Origin of the sequence: Pseudomonas sp. NPDC089428 (assembly GCF_044749325.1) — a bacterium.
In the GTDB taxonomy this organism is placed as follows: Bacteria; Pseudomonadota; Gammaproteobacteria; order Pseudomonadales; family Pseudomonadaceae; genus Aquipseudomonas.
This window is the reverse complement of the sequence record NZ_JBIVHT010000003.1, coordinates 323,268-341,174: the sequence shown is the minus strand read 5'-3', so window position 1 is coordinate 341,174 and position 17,907 is coordinate 323,268. Positions and strand designations below refer to the sequence as shown.

General features: G+C 63.4%; 17 protein-coding genes. 6 read left to right on the top strand and 11 right to left on the bottom strand.

Translation table 11 applies throughout. From position 1 onward, the window contains the following. Positions 1-3 precede the first annotated feature (3 nt). The 5 genes from ACIPZ5_RS07905 (at position 4) to ACIPZ5_RS07885 (ending at position 3,511) form a co-directional block, all read left to right on the top strand. Entirely contained in the window at positions 4-1,497 is a 1,494-nt protein-coding gene (locus ACIPZ5_RS07905) for an RNA polymerase factor sigma-54 (RefSeq protein WP_261942802.1), read from the top strand. Positions 1,498-1,575: 78 nt separating this feature from the next. Then, on the top strand, positions 1,576-1,884 hold the full coding sequence (gene hpf / locus ACIPZ5_RS07900) for a ribosome hibernation-promoting factor, HPF/YfiA family (RefSeq protein WP_003255135.1): 309 nt from the start codon (positions 1,576-1,578) through the stop codon (positions 1,882-1,884). Between the two features lie 12 nt (positions 1,885-1,896). Beyond that, complete coding sequence (ptsN, locus tag ACIPZ5_RS07895) at positions 1,897-2,361, top strand: PTS IIA-like nitrogen regulatory protein PtsN (protein ID WP_343598365.1); 465 nt, start codon at positions 1,897-1,899, stop codon at positions 2,359-2,361. A gap of 2 nt (positions 2,362-2,363) precedes the next feature. Then, on the top strand, positions 2,364-3,218 hold the full coding sequence (rapZ, locus tag ACIPZ5_RS07890; RefSeq protein WP_085673597.1) for an RNase adapter RapZ: 855 nt from the start codon (positions 2,364-2,366) through the stop codon (positions 3,216-3,218). A gap of 20 nt (positions 3,219-3,238) precedes the next feature. Beyond that, complete coding sequence (locus ACIPZ5_RS07885) at positions 3,239-3,511, top strand: HPr family phosphocarrier protein (protein WP_060478765.1); 273 nt, start codon at positions 3,239-3,241, stop codon at positions 3,509-3,511. 30 nt (positions 3,512-3,541) lie between these two features. Here ACIPZ5_RS07885 and ACIPZ5_RS07880 read toward each other — a convergent pair whose 3' ends face one another. From ACIPZ5_RS07880 to pmbA, 6 genes are all read right to left on the bottom strand, one after another. Further along, positions 3,542-4,435 (bottom strand): ZIP family metal transporter, encoded by an 894-nt coding sequence (locus ACIPZ5_RS07880; protein ID WP_400807649.1) that lies wholly within the window; start codon positions 4,433-4,435, stop codon positions 3,542-3,544. 11 nt (positions 4,436-4,446) lie between these two features. After that, entirely contained in the window at positions 4,447-5,058 is a 612-nt protein-coding gene (locus tag ACIPZ5_RS07875; protein WP_400807647.1) for a superoxide dismutase, read from the bottom strand. A 1-nt stretch (position 5,059) separates the two neighbouring features. Continuing rightward, positions 5,060-5,521 carry a hypothetical protein gene (locus tag ACIPZ5_RS07870; protein ID WP_400807644.1) on the bottom strand — a complete coding sequence of 154 codons (462 nt, stop codon included), beginning with the start codon at positions 5,519-5,521 and terminating at the stop codon, positions 5,060-5,062. Positions 5,522-5,550: 29 nt separating this feature from the next. Next, positions 5,551-6,927, bottom strand: a complete 1,377-nt coding sequence (locus ACIPZ5_RS07865) for a class II fumarate hydratase (RefSeq protein ID WP_400807642.1) — start codon at positions 6,925-6,927, stop codon at positions 5,551-5,553. Further along, the gene (locus ACIPZ5_RS07860) at positions 6,920-7,321 is read right to left on the bottom strand and encodes a FagA protein (protein WP_261942795.1); all 402 of its coding nucleotides are present in this window, start codon (positions 7,319-7,321) and stop codon (positions 6,920-6,922) included. The genes ACIPZ5_RS07865 and ACIPZ5_RS07860 overlap by 8 nt, the downstream gene beginning before the upstream one ends. Before the next feature lie 127 nt (positions 7,322-7,448). Next, positions 7,449-8,795 carry a metalloprotease PmbA gene (gene pmbA, locus ACIPZ5_RS07855; protein ID WP_261942794.1) on the bottom strand — a complete coding sequence of 449 codons (1,347 nt, stop codon included), beginning with the start codon at positions 8,793-8,795 and terminating at the stop codon, positions 7,449-7,451. Positions 8,796-8,903: 108 nt separating this feature from the next. Between pmbA and yjgA the strand changes: the two genes are divergently transcribed. Further along, positions 8,904-9,425 carry a ribosome biogenesis factor YjgA gene (gene yjgA, locus ACIPZ5_RS07850; protein WP_027920225.1) on the top strand — a complete coding sequence of 174 codons (522 nt, stop codon included), beginning with the start codon at positions 8,904-8,906 and terminating at the stop codon, positions 9,423-9,425. Between the two features lie 149 nt (positions 9,426-9,574). On the opposite strand, the gene tldD is transcribed toward yjgA, so the two are convergent. The 5 genes from tldD to ACIPZ5_RS07825 all read right to left on the bottom strand — a co-directional run bounded on the left by tldD (position 9,575) and on the right by ACIPZ5_RS07825 (position 17,904). Next, positions 9,575-11,014 (bottom strand): metalloprotease TldD, encoded by a 1,440-nt coding sequence (gene tldD, locus ACIPZ5_RS07845; protein ID WP_400807639.1) that lies wholly within the window; start codon positions 11,012-11,014, stop codon positions 9,575-9,577. Positions 11,015-11,016: 2 nt separating this feature from the next. Beyond that, complete coding sequence (locus tag ACIPZ5_RS07840) at positions 11,017-11,868, bottom strand: carbon-nitrogen hydrolase family protein (protein WP_261942792.1); 852 nt, start codon at positions 11,866-11,868, stop codon at positions 11,017-11,019. A 14-nt stretch (positions 11,869-11,882) separates the two neighbouring features. Then, entirely contained in the window at positions 11,883-15,698 is a 3,816-nt protein-coding gene (locus tag ACIPZ5_RS07835; RefSeq protein ID WP_343598350.1) for a YhdP family protein, read from the bottom strand. 82 nt (positions 15,699-15,780) lie between these two features. Then, positions 15,781-17,238: a ribonuclease G gene (gene rng / locus ACIPZ5_RS07830; protein ID WP_261942790.1), complete on the bottom strand. Its 1,458-nt coding sequence runs from the start codon at positions 17,236-17,238 to the stop codon at positions 15,781-15,783. A gap of 54 nt (positions 17,239-17,292) precedes the next feature. Beyond that, a complete protein-coding gene (locus ACIPZ5_RS07825; protein ID WP_343598348.1) occupies positions 17,293-17,904 on the bottom strand; it encodes a Maf family protein in 612 nt (203 codons plus the stop codon). Between the last annotated feature and the right edge of the window lie 3 nt (positions 17,905-17,907).

Genomic DNA, 17,907 nt, shown 5'->3' with positions numbered 1-17,907 from the left:
GCCATGAAACCATCGCTCGTCCTAAAAATGGGCCAGCAACTGACGATGACACCGCAGTTGCAACAGGCCATCCGCCTACTTCAGCTCTCCACCCTGGACCTCCAGCAGGAAATCCAGGAAGCGCTGGAATCCAATCCGATGCTCGAACGTCAGGAAGACGGCGACGACTTCGACAACAGCGACCCGATGGCGGACAACGCCGAGAACAAGCCGGCCGCCGAAGTCCAGGACACCAGCTTCCAGGAAAGCACCAGCAGTGCCGAAACCCTGGAGGACGGTGAGTGGAACGAGCGCATCCCCAACGAGCTGCCGGTCGACACCGCCTGGGAAGACATCTACCAGACCAGCGCCAGCAGCCTGCCGAGCAACGATGACGACGAGTGGGACTTCACCACCCGCACATCGGCCGGCGAAAGCCTGCAGAGCCACCTGCTGTGGCAGCTGAACCTGGCACCGATGTCCGATACCGACCGCCTGATCGCCGTCACCCTGATCGACAGCATCAACGGCCAGGGCTATCTGGAAGACACCCTCGAAGAGATCTGCGCAGGCTTCGACCCGGAGCTGGATATCGAGCTCGACGAGGTCGAAGCGGTGCTGCACCGTATCCAGCAGTTCGAGCCGGCCGGCGTCGGCGCCCGCAACCTGGGCGAGTGCCTGCTGCTGCAATTGCGCCAGCTGCCCGCCAGCACGCCGTGGATGGGCGAAGCCCAGCGCCTGGTCACCGACTTCATCGACCTGCTCGGCAGCCGCGACTACAGCCAGCTGATGCGCCGCATGAAGCTCAAGGAAGACGAGCTGCGCCAGGTGATCGAACTGGTGCAGAGCCTCAACCCGCGGCCCGGTTCACAGATCGAGTCCAGCGAACCGGAATACGTGGTACCTGACGTGATCGTGCGCAAGGACAGCGACCGCTGGCTGGTCGAGCTGAACCAGGAAGCAATCCCACGCCTGCGGGTCAACCCGCAGTACGCCGGCTTCGTGCGCCGCGCCGATACCAGCGCCGACAACACTTTCATGCGCAACCAGCTGCAAGAGGCGCGCTGGTTCATCAAGAGCCTGCAAAGCCGCAACGAAACGCTGATGAAGGTCGCCACGCAGATCGTCGAGCACCAGCGCGGCTTCCTCGACCATGGCGACGAAGCGATGAAGCCACTGGTCCTGCATGACATCGCCGAAGCAGTGGGCATGCATGAGTCGACCATTTCGCGGGTGACCACGCAGAAATACATGCACACCCCGCGTGGCATCTACGAACTGAAATACTTTTTCTCCAGCCACGTCAGCACCGCCGAAGGCGGAGAATGCTCGTCTACGGCGATCCGCGCGATCATCAAGAAACTGGTTGCAGCGGAAAATCAGAAAAAGCCATTGAGTGACAGCAAGATCGCTGGTTTACTGGAGGCACAAGGCATCCAGGTAGCCCGTCGCACCGTCGCCAAGTACCGCGAGTCCCTCGGCATCGCACCGTCGAGCGAGCGCAAGCGACTGATGTAGCCCCCGGATGTGCCACAGCGTTTGTGGGGCAGGTGCAATACCTGCCTCTTTATGCACGGGCAACAAAGGAGAAGCTGTATGCAAGTCAATATCAGTGGACAGCATGTAGAAGTCACCCAGCCACTGCGCGATTATGTGCTTGAAAAGCTCGCTCGCGTGGAAAGTCACTTCGACAAGATCACCAACGTGCAGGTCATCATGAAAGTCGAGAAGCTGCAGCAGAAGGTCGAGGCGACCCTGCAGATTCCAGGCGGTGAAGTGGTTGCCAACGCGGAACACGAAGACATGTATGCAGCGATCGACGCCTTGGCCGACAAGCTCGACCGCCAACTGAAAAAACACAAGGAAAAACAGCAAAGCCTGCTGCAAGGTGCAGCCGCCCGCTGATCCCTCTCATCCATGATCCGACTTGAAACCATCCTGACCCCCGGCCGTTCCCTGGTGAACGTGCCGGGCGGCAGCAAGAAGCGCGCCCTGGAAAAGGTCGCCACCCTGATTTCCGATCAAGTACCCGCGCTTGCGATGCAAGACGTCTTCGAAAAGCTCATCGCTCGCGAAAAACTTGGCTCGACCGGCTTTGGAAATGGTATTGCCATTCCCCACTGCCGGCTCGAAGGCTGCTCCTCCCCGGTCAGTGCCTTGCTGCACCTGGATGCGCCGATCGACTACGACGCCATCGATGGCGCCCCGGTGGATCTGCTGTTCGTCCTGCTGGTACCAGAGGCGGCCACCGATGCCCATCTTGAATTGCTGCGCCAGATAGCCAGCATGCTCGATCGCAAGGAGGTCCGCGATCGCCTGCGTGCCGCCGGTAGCAGCGAGGCCCTGTACCAGGTTGTCCTGGACGCACAGAACGAGCACTGAACATGCGCCTGATCATCGTCAGCGGCCGGTCCGGCTCCGGCAAGAGCACCGCCCTTGATGTGCTGGAAGACAACGGTTTCTATTGCATCGACAACCTGCCCGCCGGGCTGCTACCGCAGCTGGCAGAGAACGCGCTGATCAATACCGAACTGCTGCAACCCAAGGTGGCCGTATCGATTGATGCGCGCAACCTGCCCAGCCACCTCTCGCGCTTCCCCGAACTGTTGGCGGAGGCCCGTGGGCGCCACATCCAGTGTGATGTGCTGTTCCTCGATGCTGACGAAGACACACTGCTCAAGCGTTTCTCGGAAACCCGTCGACGTCACCCGCTGACCAACGCCGACCGCTCGCTGGCCGAAGCAATCCGCGTTGAAAGCGAACTGCTGGGGCCGATTGCCGACCTTGCCGACCTGAAGATCGACACCACCAGCCTCAACCTCTACCAGTTGCGCGATTCGATCAAACTGCGCCTGCTCAACCAGCCCGAGCCCGGCACCGCCTTCCTGGTCGAGTCGTTCGGCTTCAAGCGCGGAATGCCGGTCGATGCCGACCTGGTGTTCGACGTTCGCTGCCTGCCCAATCCGTACTGGAAACCAGAGTTGCGCGAACACTCCGGCCTGGAACAACCGGTCATCGATTACTTGGCCGCACAGCCGGACGTCGAGGAAATGTTCAACGACATTTCCAGCTATCTGCTCAAATGGCTGCCACGCTTTGCTGCCAGCAACCGCGCCTATGTCACCATCGCCATTGGTTGCACGGGTGGCCACCACCGCTCGGTCTACATCACCGAACGCCTCGGCCAACTGCTGCAGCAATCTCTTAAAAACGTCCAGGTCCGCCACCGCGACCTCTAGCCCACAGGATCCACCGCACGATGCCCGCCCGCGAAATCACCATCATCAACAAGCTGGGCCTGCATGCCCGGGCGGCAGCCAAATTCGTCGGCGTGGCCGGCAAATACCCGTGCCAGGTCCGTGTCGGTCGCGCGCCCGACAAGCTGGTGGATGGCAAAAGCATCATGGCGGTGATGATGCTGGCCGCGGGCAAAGGCACTCAGGTGCACCTGCATACCGAAGGGGAGCAGGATAACGATGCGCTGGAAGCGCTGGTGGCGCTGATCAACAACTACTTCGACGAAGGCGAGTAGCCACAAGGGACGACTTGGCCTCACGGCGAATCAAGACATTGCCGTATCCATCACCATCATCAGGCAAAAACCGAGGCAAAGCCCCAGGCTGGCCAAGCGGTGATGGCCATTGCTGCGTGACTCGGGAATGATCTCCTGGGTCACCACCAACAGCATTGCTCCGGCAGCACAGGCCAACCCCACCGGCAACAGCAGCTCTGCCAGGTTCACCAGCCAAGCACAGATCACAGCAGCCACTGGCTCTACCAGACCAGAAGCGGCACCGATCAGAAACGCCTTGAACCGTAGCATCCCCGCCCCTGCCAGCACCAGCGCTATCACCAGCCCTTCGGGCACATCCTGCAAGGCAATGCCCATTGCCAGGCTATCGGCGTCGGCCATGCCACCGCCTGCTGATACACCGATGGCCATACCTTCAGGGATGTTATGGGCAATGATGGCGATCACGAACAACCAGATCCGCGCGGCGATCACGGGCTGATTCTCGATACCGACCAGCGCTTGCGGCGAAGCACCAGAGACCTTGAGGTCGACCAGAAACAGGCACAGCGCACCGAGCATCAGGCCGAAGCTGATCAGGCCTCCGGCGCCCCAAGGGCTGAAACCAATGGCCTGGGCGGCATCCAGGCCGGGGATGATCAGCGAGAACGCCGTGGCCGCCAGCATCACCCCTGCCCCGAAGCCCAACAAGCTATCGGCCAGGGCTACCGGCATATTGCGGATCACCAGCACCGGTACAGCACCCAACGCCGTACCTAGCGCGCACAGTGCGCCACCTTCCAGGGCACGCAGCATGCGCGGTTCCAGGTCCAGCCAGGCGATGCCCCGGGCCAGCAGCAGCGCAGTGCCGACCAGCAACAGCAAGGTACCCAGCGCCAGCCGGAACAGGCGCACACTGCCGACAGACATCACCTCCGTGCGCATACCGGGCCGACTCACTTCAAGGCTTGGTGATAGCGGCGATCCACTTCCGCCCAGTCGATCACGTTGTAGAAAGCGCCAATGTATTCCGGGCGACGGTTCTGGTACTTCAGGTAATAGGCATGCTCCCACACGTCCAGGCCAAGTATCGGCGTATTGCCGTGCATCAGCGGGCTGTCCTGGTTACCACTGCTTTCCACTACCAGCTTGTTTTTTGGCGTAACACTGAGCCATGCCCAGCCGCTGCCAAAACGGGTCAGCGCCGCCTTGGTGAAGGCATCCTTGAACGCTTCGAAACCACCGAGCTCAGCGTCGATGGCCAGGGCCAGCTGGCCGTGTGGCTGATCGCCGCCCTGGGGCGACATGACCGTCCAGAACAGGCTGTGGTTGGCGTGGCCACCCCCGTGGTTGGTGACTGCACCGCGCAGGTTCTCGGGCAGCTGCTTGACCGCAGCGACCAGTTTCTCGACCGGCCATTCGGCCCACTCGGTGCCCTCGATGGCCGCGTTCAGGCCATTGACGTAGGTCTGATGGTGCTTGGTGTGATGGATTTCCATGGTTTGCGCATCGATGTGCGGTTCCAGCGCATCGTAGGCATAAGTCAATGCAGGCAAGGTATGCGGCATATCAGTGGATTCCGTAGGCTTGGGTTCTGGGCGCCACGTCCGGCTGGGCAGCGAGTTCGCTGGCAACGGTGCCATGGCGGTTGAGCAGGCGCTCGGTACGCGGGTACTGGCCGTACTCGGCGATGAAACTCAGCAGTTCGGTATAGGTTCGTCCGCTGTGGCGCAGCGCTGCAGCACGCAGCGCCTGCGGCAAACGCGCCTCCTGGCTGGCCTGGAGCAATCGCTGATGGGCGGCGCACAGGTAGTCGGCGCTCTCGTGCGGCTGGTTCAGGCGCAGGTGCAGGTCGGCCAGGTTGTGATGGGCGATGACCAGCGCGGCCACCGCTTCGTCCACGTCATGCCAGCGCTCGAACAGCACCTGGGCCAGGGCCAATGCTTGCAGATAGTGCTCCCGGGCATCGACCAGCTGGCCCTGTTCGAACAGGCGGTTGGCGGCCTCGGTGGTGCGTTTCCAGTGCTGCATGACGTTACTTCCTATGGGCCGGCGGCTTGTCAGATACCGCCTGCGGTGAGTTTTTCCGGATCCAGCAGCGCCTCCAGCTGGTCGCGCGACAGGTCGGTGTGCTCCAGTGCGACATCGATGATCGGACGGCCCTGTTTGTAGGCCGTCTTGGCAATGTCGGCGGCTTTGAGGTAACCGATGATCGGGTTCAGCGCGGTGACCAGGATCGGGTTGCGCGCCAAGGCTTCCTTGAGCTTGCCTTCGTTGACCTTGAAGCTGGCAATGGCCTTGTCGGCCAGCAGGCGGCTGGCATTGGCCATCAGCTCGATGCTCTCCAGCAGGTTGCGGGCGATCACCGGCAGCATCACGTTCAGTTCGAAGTTGCCCGACTGGCCGGCCACCGCGATGGTGGCGTCATTGCCGATCACCTGGGCGGCAACCATGGCGGTGGCCTCCGGGATCACCGGGTTGACCTTGCCCGGCATGATCGATGAGCCCGGCTGCAGGCCCTGCAGCTCGATTTCGCCCAGGCCGGCCAAGGGGCCTGAGTTCATCCAGCGCAGGTCGTTGGCAATCTTCATCAGCGCCACCGCGGTGGTCTTGAGTTGGCCAGACAGCGCAACGGCGGTGTCCTGGGAGCCGATCAGGGCGAACAGGTTTTGGCCGGGGGTGAACTCGACCTGGGTGAGAGCACTCAACTGGCGCGCGAAGCCGGCAGCGAACTGTGGATGGGCATTGATCCCGGTGCCCACGGCCGTGCCACCCTGGGCCAGTGCCTGCAGGCTCGGCAAGGTTGCCTGGATATGTGCCTTGGCAGCGTTGATTTGCGCAGCCCAGCCGTCGAGCACCTGGCTCATGCGCACCGGCATGGCATCCATCAGGTGGGTACGACCGGTTTTCACATACTGATGCACGTGTGCTGACTTGGCCTCGATCACCTGGACCAGATGGCTCAGCGCCGGCAACAGTTGCTCATGCAGGGCCAGGGCGGCACTGACGTGGATGCTGGTCGGGATGATGTCGTTGCTGCTCTGGCCACAGTTGACGTGGTCGTTGGCATTGACCGGCTCGCCGAGGATGCGGCTGGCCAGAGTGGCGATCACCTCGTTGGCATTCATGTTCGAACTGGTGCCGGAACCGGTCTGGAATACATCCACCGGGAAGTGCTGGATGAAATCTTCGGCCAACAGCTGCTCGACCGCCTTGGCGATGGCCTGGCCCTGCCCCGCCGACAGTTGCTCCAGCTCGATGTTGGCCTTGGCCGCAGCGGCCTTGGCCAGTAACAGGGCCCGGATGAACTGGGCCGGCATGCGCTGGCCGCTGATCGGGAAGTTGTCGACCGCGCGCTGGGTCTGGGCGCCATACAGGGCCTTAGCCGGCACCTGCAGTTCGCCCATGCTGTCACGCTCGATACGGGTATCACTCATCTTCAAGTCCTTGCATCAGTTCATCGGGAGAAATCGACGGCAGCAGCCGGCAGTTGGCCAGCTGCAAGGCATAGGGCTGCCAGCGCTGGTTCTGCTCGCGGCGATCGAGGTTGCGCAGGTCAAGCAGCGGGCGCCAGGCCTGGTCCAGGCACAGGCAACGCCAGTGCCACGGCAACATGCGGTCGCAGGCGGTATCCAGCAGCAGGCGGAAGGAGGTCAGTGCCACGGTCCATGGCGAGGTTTCAGTGCAGCACACCAGATAACGGCCTTCGGCCAGGTAGTGCTCGATCAGGCGCGGCTCGTCGGGTTCGAGGGCGCAGCGGATGCGACGGCTGAGCCAGCGCCAGTTTTCCAGGTAGGGCAGTTCGCGGAGGACGGGTTTCATGAACATCATCGCCGGGTTACTGGATAATGATATTCATTATTAAGTGATAAACATAATCACTTCAAGTGGGTCGTGATGAAAGAAAAACCCGGCGCGATGGCCGGGTTTCAATGTCAGGGGGCAATTCCGGCAGTTTTCAGCTGCCAGCGACGGTCATCCGCTCGATCAGCACCGACCCTGTGTGAATATTGCTACGGGTCTCAAGATCACTGCCGATCGCGACAATCTGCTGGAACATATCCTTCATGTTTCCGGCAATGGTCACTTCCTGCACAGCATGCTGGATCTCGCCATTCTCGACCCAGAAGCCCGCCGCACCGCGCGAATAGTCGCCGGTCACCATGTTCAGGCCATGGCCCATCAGCTCGGTTACCAGCAGGCCACGGCCCATGCGGCGAATCAGCGCCGCCTGGTCTTCGACGCCATGGGTAACGTACAGGTTGTGCACGCCCCCGGCGTTGGCAGTACTCGGCAGGCCCAGTTTGCGCCCGGAGTAGGTACCCAGCAGATAGGACACCAGCTCGCCTTGGTCGACGAACGGCTTGGCGTAGGTCGCCAGGCCGTCACCGTCGAATGCGGCGCTGCCCAGCGCACGCGGAATGTGCGGGCGCTCGTCGAGGGTGAGCCAGGACGGGAACAGGCGCTGGCCAATGGCGCCATCAAGGAACGACGATTTGCGGTACAGGTTGCCCCCCGAGATGGCCGACAGGAAGCTGCCGAACAGGCCGCCTGCCAGCTCGGCGGAGAACAGTACCGGCACTTCGCAGGTCGGTACCGGCCGCGCGCCCAAGCGGCTGGCGGCACGCTGGGCGGCGCGCACGCCAATGCTGCGCGGGTCGGCCAGCAGATTGCCCTGGCGGTTCACGTCATACCAGTAGTCGCGCTGCATCTGGCCATCACCTTCGGCGATCATCACGCAGCTCAGGCTGTGCCGGGTCGAAGCGTAGCCACCGATGAAGCCGTGGCTGTTGCCGTATACGCGGCAACCTTGGTGAGTATTCAGGGTGGTGCCATCGGCATTGAGGATGCGCTTGTCGGCGTCGAATGCCGCCGCCTCGCAGGTCAGCGCCATCTCGATGGCTTTCTCAGGCTCGATGTCCCAGTCGTGATAAAGGTCGAGGTCGGGAATCTCGCGGGCCATCAGCGCGGCGTCAGCCAGGCCCGAGCATTCGTCCTCGGACGTGTGTTTGGCAATCGCCAAGGCAGCGGCAACGGTCTCGCGGATAGCCTCCGGGCCACTGGCCGAGGTGCTGGCCGAGCCCTTGCGCTGGCCGACATAGAGGGTGATGCCAAAGCCTTGGTCGCGGTTGAACTCTACCGTCTCGACCTCGCGCTGACGCACCGTGGTGGACAGGCCCTGCTCCAGCGACACCGCCACTTCGCAGGCACTGGCGCCTTGCTTGCGCGCTTCTGCAATGATCGCTTCGACCTGCTCCTGCAACGCTGGCAGGTCCTTGGGGCCTACGCTCTGGACTGCACTCATGGTTTTCTCCACTCAAATTCTGCGTTCGGCAAGGGTCATTCTACGACCGGGCCGGACAAGCGGCCCCCGACTGGTTATCATGGCGGCGATTTCTAGCGGACTGCCACCATGGTTGATTCATACGACGACGCCTTCGACGGCGAAAAAAGCAAAACCCAGATCAAGCGCGAGCTGCATGCGCTGGTCGAACTCGGCGAACGCCTGACCACAGTCAAGGCCGACACCCTGGCGCGCCTGCCACTCACCGACGAGCTGCGCAAGGCCCTGGCCGACGCCAGCAAGCACACCGCCCACGGCGCACGCAAACGCCACATGTCCTTCGTCGGCAAGCTGATGCGCGACCAGGACCTGGACGCCATCCACGCCGTGCTCGAGCAGATCGACAGCTCCAGCCGCCAGTACAACGAGCGCTTCCACAATCTGGAGCGCTGGCGCGACCGCCTGATCGACGGTAACGACGAAGACCTCGAGCGTTTCGTCAACGAATACCCCGAGACCGATCGCCAGCAACTGCGCTCGCTGATCCGTCATGCCCAGCACGAAAAGGCGCGGAACAAACCGCCTGCCGCTGCGCGCAAGGTGTTCAAGTACATCCGTGATCTCGACGAGATGCAGCGCGGTCTGCGCTGATTCCCGCCGCTGGCCGCTTGTAGGAGCGGCCTTGCATCGCGAAAGGGCTGCGCAGCAGCCCCCTCTGTTTCTGCTGTGTCGCTGATATCCCGGGGCCGCCTTGCGGCCCTTTCGCGACACAAGGCCGCCCCTACAGGCAGCGCGTATCATCAAGCGCCAGTACCGCCCACGGTAATCGCGTCCAGCTTCAAGGTCGGCTGACCGACGCCTACCGGCACCGACTGACCATCCTTGCCGCAGGTTCCCACACCACTGTCCAGCGCCAGGTCGTTACCGACCATCGACACCCGGCTCATGGCCTCGGGGCCGTTGCCGATCAGGGTTGCGCCTTTGACTGGGGCGGTGATCTTGCCGTCTTCGATCAGGTAGGCTTCGCTGGTCGAGAACACGAACTTGCCACTGGTGATATCGACCTGGCCACCGCCAAGGTTTGCGCAGTAGATGCCCTTCTTCACCGAGGCGATGATTTCCTGCGGGTCGCTTTTGCCGGCCAGCATGTAGGTGTTGGTCATGCGCGGCATCGGCAGGTGCGCATAAGACTCGCGACGACCGTTGCCGGTAACCGCCATGCCCATCAGGCGCGCATTGAGCTTGTCCTGCATGTAGCCCTTGAGGATGCCGTTCTCGATCAGCGTGGTGCATTCGGTCGGGGTACCTTCGTCATCCACGCTCAACGAGCCGCGGCGACCTTCGAGGGTGCCGTCGTCGACAATGGTGCACAGGCTCGAAGCGACCTTCTCGCCGATCCGCCCACTGAATGCCGAGCTTCCCTTGCGGTTGAAGTCGCCTTCCAGGCCATGGCCGACCGCTTCGTGCAGCAGCACGCCCGACCAGCCGGAACCCAGTACCACCGGCAAGGTGCCGGCCGGAGCCGGGACAGCCTCGAGATTGACCAGCGCCTGGCGCAGCGCTTCGCGGGCATAGCCCATGACGCGGTCTTCAGTGAAGAAGCGGTAGTCGGTACGCCCGCCACCGCCCTGCCCGCCGCGCTCGCGACGGCCATTCTGCTCGACGATGACGCTGACGTTGAAGCGCACCAGCGGGCGCACATCGGCGGCCAGGCTACCGTCGGCCGCGGCGATCAGGATGCGCTCCCAGACCCCGGCCATGCTCACGCTGACCTGCTGGATGCGCGGGTCAAGGGCACGGGTGGCAGCATCGACACGCTTGAGCAACTCGACCTTCTCGGCACGACTGAGTACGTCCAGCGGGTTGTCCGGCGCATACAGCGCCGTCACGTCCTGGCTGCGGAACGCCTGCACCTTGCCATTCTGGCCGGCGCGGGAAATCGAGCGGGCAGCGCGGGCCGCTGAGGTCAACGCCTCGAGGTTGATCGCATTGCTGTAGGCGAAGCCGGTCTTCTCGCCAGACTGGGCACGCACGCCCACACCCTGGTCAAGGTTGAAGCTGCCCTCTTTGACGATGCCGTCCTCCAGCGCCCAGGTTTCCGAAATCTGGCCCTGGAAATACAGATCGGCGGCGTCGATGCCGGGGCCGGCCAGCTCGCCCAGCACGCTCTGCAGGCTGTCGAGGGTGAGTCCGCCCGGGGCCAGGAGCTGCTCGCTGACGGTGGATAACATCTGGCTCATAGTCACTCCGAGGTGTGCGCAGGCCGCAAGGCGTCCTGCGAGAAAAAGCGCCGGTGGCTAATGACCGGCATGCGCGCCCGGATGGACGCCTGTTCTTCAATGTCGCGCTCGGCGAGCAATACCGCTTCGCCATGCGCCTGTTCGGCGACGATCCGCCCCCAAGGGTCGACGATCGCCGCATGCCCGTGGGTTTCCCGTGGGCCTGGATGGGTGCCGCCCTGGGCCGCGGCCAGCAGATAGCACTGGGTTTCGATGGCCCGGGCACGGATCAGCACTTCCCAATGCGCTGCGCCTGTGACCGCAGTAAAGGCGGCCGGTGCCGTGATCAGTTCCGCTCCGGCGCTGCGCAAGGCGCTGTACAGCTCGGGGAAGCGCAGGTCGTAGCATACGCTGAGCCCCAGGCGCCCTACCGGCGTATCGGCCACCACCACCCGGGCTCCATGGGCATAGTCATCGGACTCGCGGTAGCGGCCACGGTTGTCGGCCACATCCACGTCGAACAGGTGCAGCTTGTCGTAGCGCGCCACCACTTCGCCGTGTTCGTCGATGAGCAGCGAACAGGCATGGGCCTTGGCTTCAGGCTGACCTTGTGGTGGCAGCGGCAAGGTACCGGCGACAATCCATAATCTGAGGTCGCGTGCGGTACGTTTCAACCATGGCAGGATCGGGCCATCGCCCATGGCTTCGGCGCGGCCGATGGCGGCGGCATCCTTGCGCCCCATTGCCGCGAAGTTTTCCGGCAGCACCGCCAGCCGTGCGCCGCCCAGGGCCGCCTGTTCGAGCAGGGCCCCCGCACGCTGCAGGTTGGCCAGCACATCGTCCTGGCTGACCATCTGGATCACCGCTGCCTTCATGGGCACTCCCGAAGTTATTTATCGAACGGTTTCACAAAGGTGATTTTAGGCTCTTTCACCGGGCCTTCGACGCGATAGTGCACGCTGGCGAAACGCGACACCCGGTCGCCGATCAGCCGATCGACCAGGAACAGCGCACCACCGACCGCTGGCGCACCGACGATCAGTGCGGCCAGCGGCAGGTTGTTGGTCACCGGCAGGGTCACCTGGAGGTTGGCAGCGACCTGATCGCGCACCAGGTCCAAGGTGCCATCGAGTTCGAAGTTGCTCGACGGCCCGGTCACGGTGATCGGCTCGCGGGTCACATAGACGCCGTTGCTGGCCACCAGCAGGCCCTTGACCCGGTCATAGGCCAGACCCTTTTCGAACAGGTCGGAGAAGTCCAGGCGCAGGCGCCGGCCAATCGAGTTGAAGTTGAGCAGGCCGAACACGCGCAGGGCCTGGGCGCCACCTTCCACTTCGACAAACTGACCGCTGCGCAAGGCTGCATCCATGCTGCCAGAGAAGCGTTTGAGGCCGACCCAGGCTGGCGAACCGGGCCAACGGCCGTCCACATCCAGGCGGAAATCGCGACTGGTCACGGTCGGGGCGAAGCCCCAGGCCTTGAGCACATCAGCAAGGTTCTTGCCATCGAGTCGGCCTTTGTACCAGCTGCTGGTCGCGCCGGTTTCGCCTTCCCAACCACCGCTGCCATCGACATGTAGCCCTTTGAAATCGAGGTCGATGTCCTGCGCCGCCACACCACGTGCAGTCGGGCGCAGCTTCAGCGCGGCACTGCCGAACAGGTCATCGCCGCGGTACAGCTTGTCGATGCTCAGGTCCAGGGCTGGCACCTTGCGTGGGTCGAACGAGGCCAGCGGGTCGGGGCCCTCTTCCGATTGTGTCTCAGCCGGGTCGGCAGGCGGCAGGCGCAGGGTCTGCAGGCGCACGGTCATCGGCGCAGCCTTGGCATCTGGCACGCGCGCGTTGCCGATGACTTCCTTGCTGTCCAGGCGCAGGTCCCAGGCCTGGCCACCACGGGCCAGCCGCACCACGGCCTGGTTCAGGTCCATGCCGAAGGCTTTCAGCTGGCCGATGCTCAGGTCGACGCTCTGCAGGTTCTGCCGGGCATTGCCACCGGGGTCGTCACCGGCAAAGCGTGCGGCCTGTTGCTGCCAGGGCGCCAGGTCCAGGCTTTCCAGCCGCCCTTTCACCCGCAGCCCCTGGCCCGCCGGCAACTGCGCCTGCCCGGCACCGAGCAGCAATTCGCCGCGACCCTGGCCCAGCTTGTCGGCCGGTGCTGCGTAGGCGAAACGGGCGAGATCGGCGTAAGCCGCATCAAAACGCCGTTCTGGACCTTGCAGGTTCATGCTGAAACGGCTGTCGCGGGTATCCGCCGCCGCCTTGCCGAATGGCGCTGGCAGGTCGATGGCCAGGCCCTTGAGCGAAGAGCTGACATTCAAGCTGTTGTCGCGGCTGCCCAAATTAAGCTGCAACTGGTAGGGCAGATCGCCGGAGGCGGGCAAGGTCTGCTTGAACTGCAACCAGTCAGTCAGTGACTTCAGTGAGGCCTGGCCGCTGGCATTGATGCGTGTCTGCATCTGCCCGGGCTGGCCCTCGGCGCTGATCTGCGCAGTGGCCGGCTTGCCGAATACCTGCAGGCTGATGTTCTTGCCGCTCAGGCCCTTGTCGAAGTCGAAGCTGAAGTCACCCTTCAGGCGCGTCAGGTCCAGGCTGGGCGGGGCAACTTTCAGGTGTGCATCGGCAGTGGCGAAGTCCACCAGCACTTTTGGCCGCTCGCCGTGGGCCAGGGGGACGTCGAGCTTGAGCTTGCCCTTGAGGGGGCCCTCGCCTTCCCAGCCGGCGAAGATCTCGCCAGTGCCGATCGGTGCTTCCTTGAGAATCTTCAAGCCATCGCCGAGGCTGCCATCGAAATCACCGTCGAGGTACAGGTGACTGTGCTGGCCGCTGTCGACATGGGGAATATTCACACTGACGTCGCTGACCTGGGTGTCGAGCAGCAAGCCCTTGCTGGCCTTGATGCGCACGCCGCTGTCTTCGATCAGCACATCGCCGTCCACCTGCTGCACCTGCGGCCAGCCAGGCTGGAAGTCCAGCGCGGCGTCGTGGACCTTGAAGAACAGGCTGATGCTGCGTGCTTCCGGCGCGGCGCCATGGTTCAACGAACCCTGGTACTGGAAATAGCCCTGGTCGACATTGCCCTTGACGATGGCGCTGCGCAGCCATTCGTCGAGGGCCGGGCTCAGCACTTCAGGCAGGTATTTGGCGGTGTAGCGGCCATCGCCTTCGGTCAGGCCGACACGCAGGTCCATGTAGCTTTCAGTGCCTTCGTCGAACAGCAGGCGAATCAGGAAGTCGCCGGCAATCTTGCCTTCCTCGCCCAGTACCTTGAGGTAGGGCGCGATTAGCGTGAAGCCGTGCTTGTCGAGGGCCCAGGTCAGGCGCGCATTGGCCTTCTGGTAATGCCAGGGTTTGGCGAAGATTGGATACAGATGCAGCATGAACGCGTCAGTATCGAGGCGCAGCTCGCCATGCCCAAGGTCACCACTGATGCTGCCACTGACATTACCGGCCGCCGGTGCGCCATGGTAGGCATCGAAACCGACCCTCTCAAGATTCGCGGCAAACTGCAGGCGCTGGTCGCCCTCGGCTTTTGGCCGTGCTTCCAGGCGAACGTTACGCAGGGCGCCAGTCACCTTCAGCGCATCGACCACAGTCATGAGCTTGTCCGGCAAGGGGGCCAATGCCTCGATCAACGGGGTCAACGGGGTGAGGTCAAGGCGGTCGGCCTGCAATTGCCAGGTTTCGCCCGCCGGCTCATCGCCGAGCCGCTGGTTCACTTGCAGGTGCGACTCCCAGCGGGTCTTGCCAATGCTTGCGGCGAGTGAATCCACCACCACGTCGAAGCCCTGATCGCGGCGCTGGAACCAGGCGGACAAGGCGAGATTGTCCAGGGCCACGGCCTTGCGTTCGGCGTAGGCACCCCGCAGTTGCGGGGCATTGAGGCGGACCACCGCCTGCTGCAACTGGCCCTTGCTCCAGTCGACCCAGAACTCGCCACCGGCCTTCAGCGCCTCGGCCCGCCACTGGCCCAGCAAACGCGGTGGCAACCACCGCGCCCAGTCGCTTTGCGGCAGGCTCAGGTAGGCCTCGACCTCACCCTCGCGCCAGGCCTTGGCGCTCGCCCGGCTGCGCAGGTTGACCGCCAGCGGCTGGCCATCGGGCAAGGTCGCACGCAGGTCCAGGGCCTGGCGGGATGCGCCAGCCTGCAGACCGACGCTGACATAGGTGAGGGTCAACGGGTCACGCTGCCAGGGCTGCAGGGTAACCTGACTGTCGAACACATCGATGCGCCCCAGTTGGCGCAGACGCTGCAGCATTTCGGCGGGGTCCAGCGGCGCGTCGTCCTTTTTCGGTAGCCCTTCGAGGGCCCAGCCTCCCTGCTCATCCTCCCGCAGAATCAATTGCAGGCCACCGAGTTCGATGCGCGCCAGGCGCACCTCGCGGGACGTCAGGCTGGCCCACAGGTCGGGCACCACCTTGACGTCATCCAGGCGCAGTGCCGAAGCACCCTCGCCCAGTTGCAGGTCACGCACGCGCAATACCGGCGCCAGGCCACTCCAATGCCCTTCCAGAGCCCCCACATGCACAGGCAGGCCCAGGGCCTGTTCGGCCTTGCTTTCGACGTCGGCACGGTATTCGGCCACCAGTGGCACCAGCTCGCGACCGAGGCTGACATACAACGCCACCAGCACCGCGAGCAGCGCGCAGATGCCCAGCCCCCAGCGGGTCAAGGCAACAAGAACGCGGTTCAGACGTCCCATGGCCATGGCCCTCCAGGTCGTTTATCCATCATGGCCCGACGTGCCGATTTTGCCAGCCAGAGCGATCCTGGGTGGGTATCAGAACGCCTCAGAGCAGCACCACATCATATTGTTCCTGCGAATACATCGACTCGACCTGAAAGCGAATGGTTCGACCAATGAAGGTCTCCAGTTCGGCAACGTTGCCGGACTCTTCGTCCAGCAGGCGATCGACCACCTTCTGGTTGGCCAGCACGCGATAACCTTCGGCCTGGTAGGCACGGGCTTCGCGGAGGATTTCACGGAAGATCTCGTAACAGATGGTTTCGGGGGTTTTCAGCTTGCCGCGCCCCTGGCAAGCGATGCAGGGTTCGCACAGTACCTGCTCCAGGCTTTCGCGGGTGCGTTTGCGGGTCATCTGCACCAGGCCCAGTTCGGTGATGCCGATGATATTGGTCTTGGCGTGATCGCGTTCCAGCTGCTTTTCCAGGGTACGCAGCACCTGGCGCTGGTGCTCCTCGTCTTCCATGTCGATGAAGTCGATGATGATGATCCCGCCGATGTTGCGCAGGCGCAGCTGCCGGGCGATGGCCGTGGCAGCTTCGAGGTTGGTCTTGAAGATGGTTTCTTCGAGGTTGCGGTGGCCGACGAACGCCCCCGTGTTGACGTCGATGGTGGTCATCGCCTCGGCCGGGTCGACCACCAGGTAGCCACCGGACTTGAGCGGTACCTTGCGCTCCAGGGCACGCTGGATTTCGTCCTCGACCCCATACAGGTCAAAGATCGGCCGTTCGCCTGGGTAATGCTCGAGCCGATCGGCGATTTCAGGCATCAGTTCGGCGACGAACTGCGTAGTTTTCTGGAAGGTTTCCCGCGAATCGATGCGGATCTTCTCGATCTTCGGGTTGACCAGGTCGCGCAGCGTGCGCAGGGCCAGGCCGAGGTCTTCATAAATGACCGTCGGTGCCCCGCAGGTCTTGATCTGGCTGCCGATCTGCTCCCACAGGCGGCGCAGGTAACGGATGTCCTGCAGGATCTCCTCGGCCCGCGCGCCCTCGGCGGCAGTGCGCAGGATGAAGCCGCCGGCGTCCTTGATGTTCTCGCTGTCCATGCAGTCGCTGACCACCTGCTTGAGGCGATCACGTTCGGCTTCGTCTTCGATCTTCAGGGAGATACCGACATGGCTGCTGCGTGGCATGTACACCAGGTAACGCGAAGGGATCGACAGCTGCGTGGTCAGGCGTGCGCCCTTGGTGCCGATCGGGTCCTTGGTCACCTGTACCACCAGGGCCTGGCCCTCGTGCACCAGTGCGGTGATGTTCTCCACTGCCGAGCCTTCGCGCTGGGAGATTTCCGACGCATGGATGAACGCAGCACGCTCCAGGCCAATATCGACGAACGCTGCCTGCATGCCCGGCAGCACCCGCACCACCTTGCCCTTGTAGATATTGCCGACGATGCCGCGACGTTGGGTGCGCTCGACATGCACTTCCTGCAGCACCCCGTTTTCCACCACCGCCACACGCGATTCCATCGGGGTGATGTTGATCAGGATCTCTTCACTCATGGCAGGCTCTCGTCAAAGGTCTTCGGTAATGATGGATCGCGCGTGCTGGGCTGGCTACCGCTGGATTGTTACCTCCGGCAAAAGCGCCGGTACCTGCCAGCAGGCGATACCGAAGCGGGCGAGCATGTCGGCCGTTTCGCACAGCGGCAGGCCGACCACCGCCGAATAACTGCCTTCGAGCCCGGTGACGAACACCGCGCCCAGGCCCTGGATAGCGTAGCCGCCGGCCTTGTCCGCTGGCTCGCCACTGGCCCAATAGCGCTCGGCTTCTGCGCCATCGACTGGACGAAAACGCACCGTGCTGCTGACGCACAGGCTCTCGCAGCGCTGGCCATCGCTCAACGCCACGGCCGTCAGCACCTGGTGCTCGCGGCCAGCCAGGTCTGCCAGCATCGTCAGGGCATGTTCACGGTTTTCCGGCTTGCCGAGAATACGACCATCGAGCACCACTGCCGTGTCGGCGCCAAGCGCCACGGCAGGGCCCTGAAGCGAGGCCAGGCCGGCTTCGGCCTTGGCCCGGGCCAGGCGTTCGACATAGACCTCGGCGCTTTCGCCCGGCAGCGGGGTTTCATCGATGGGTGCACTGATGACGGTGAACGGCACGCCGATCTGGCCGAGCAGTTCACGCCGGCGCGGGGAGCCAGAGGCGAGGTAGAGGGGTTTCATTCA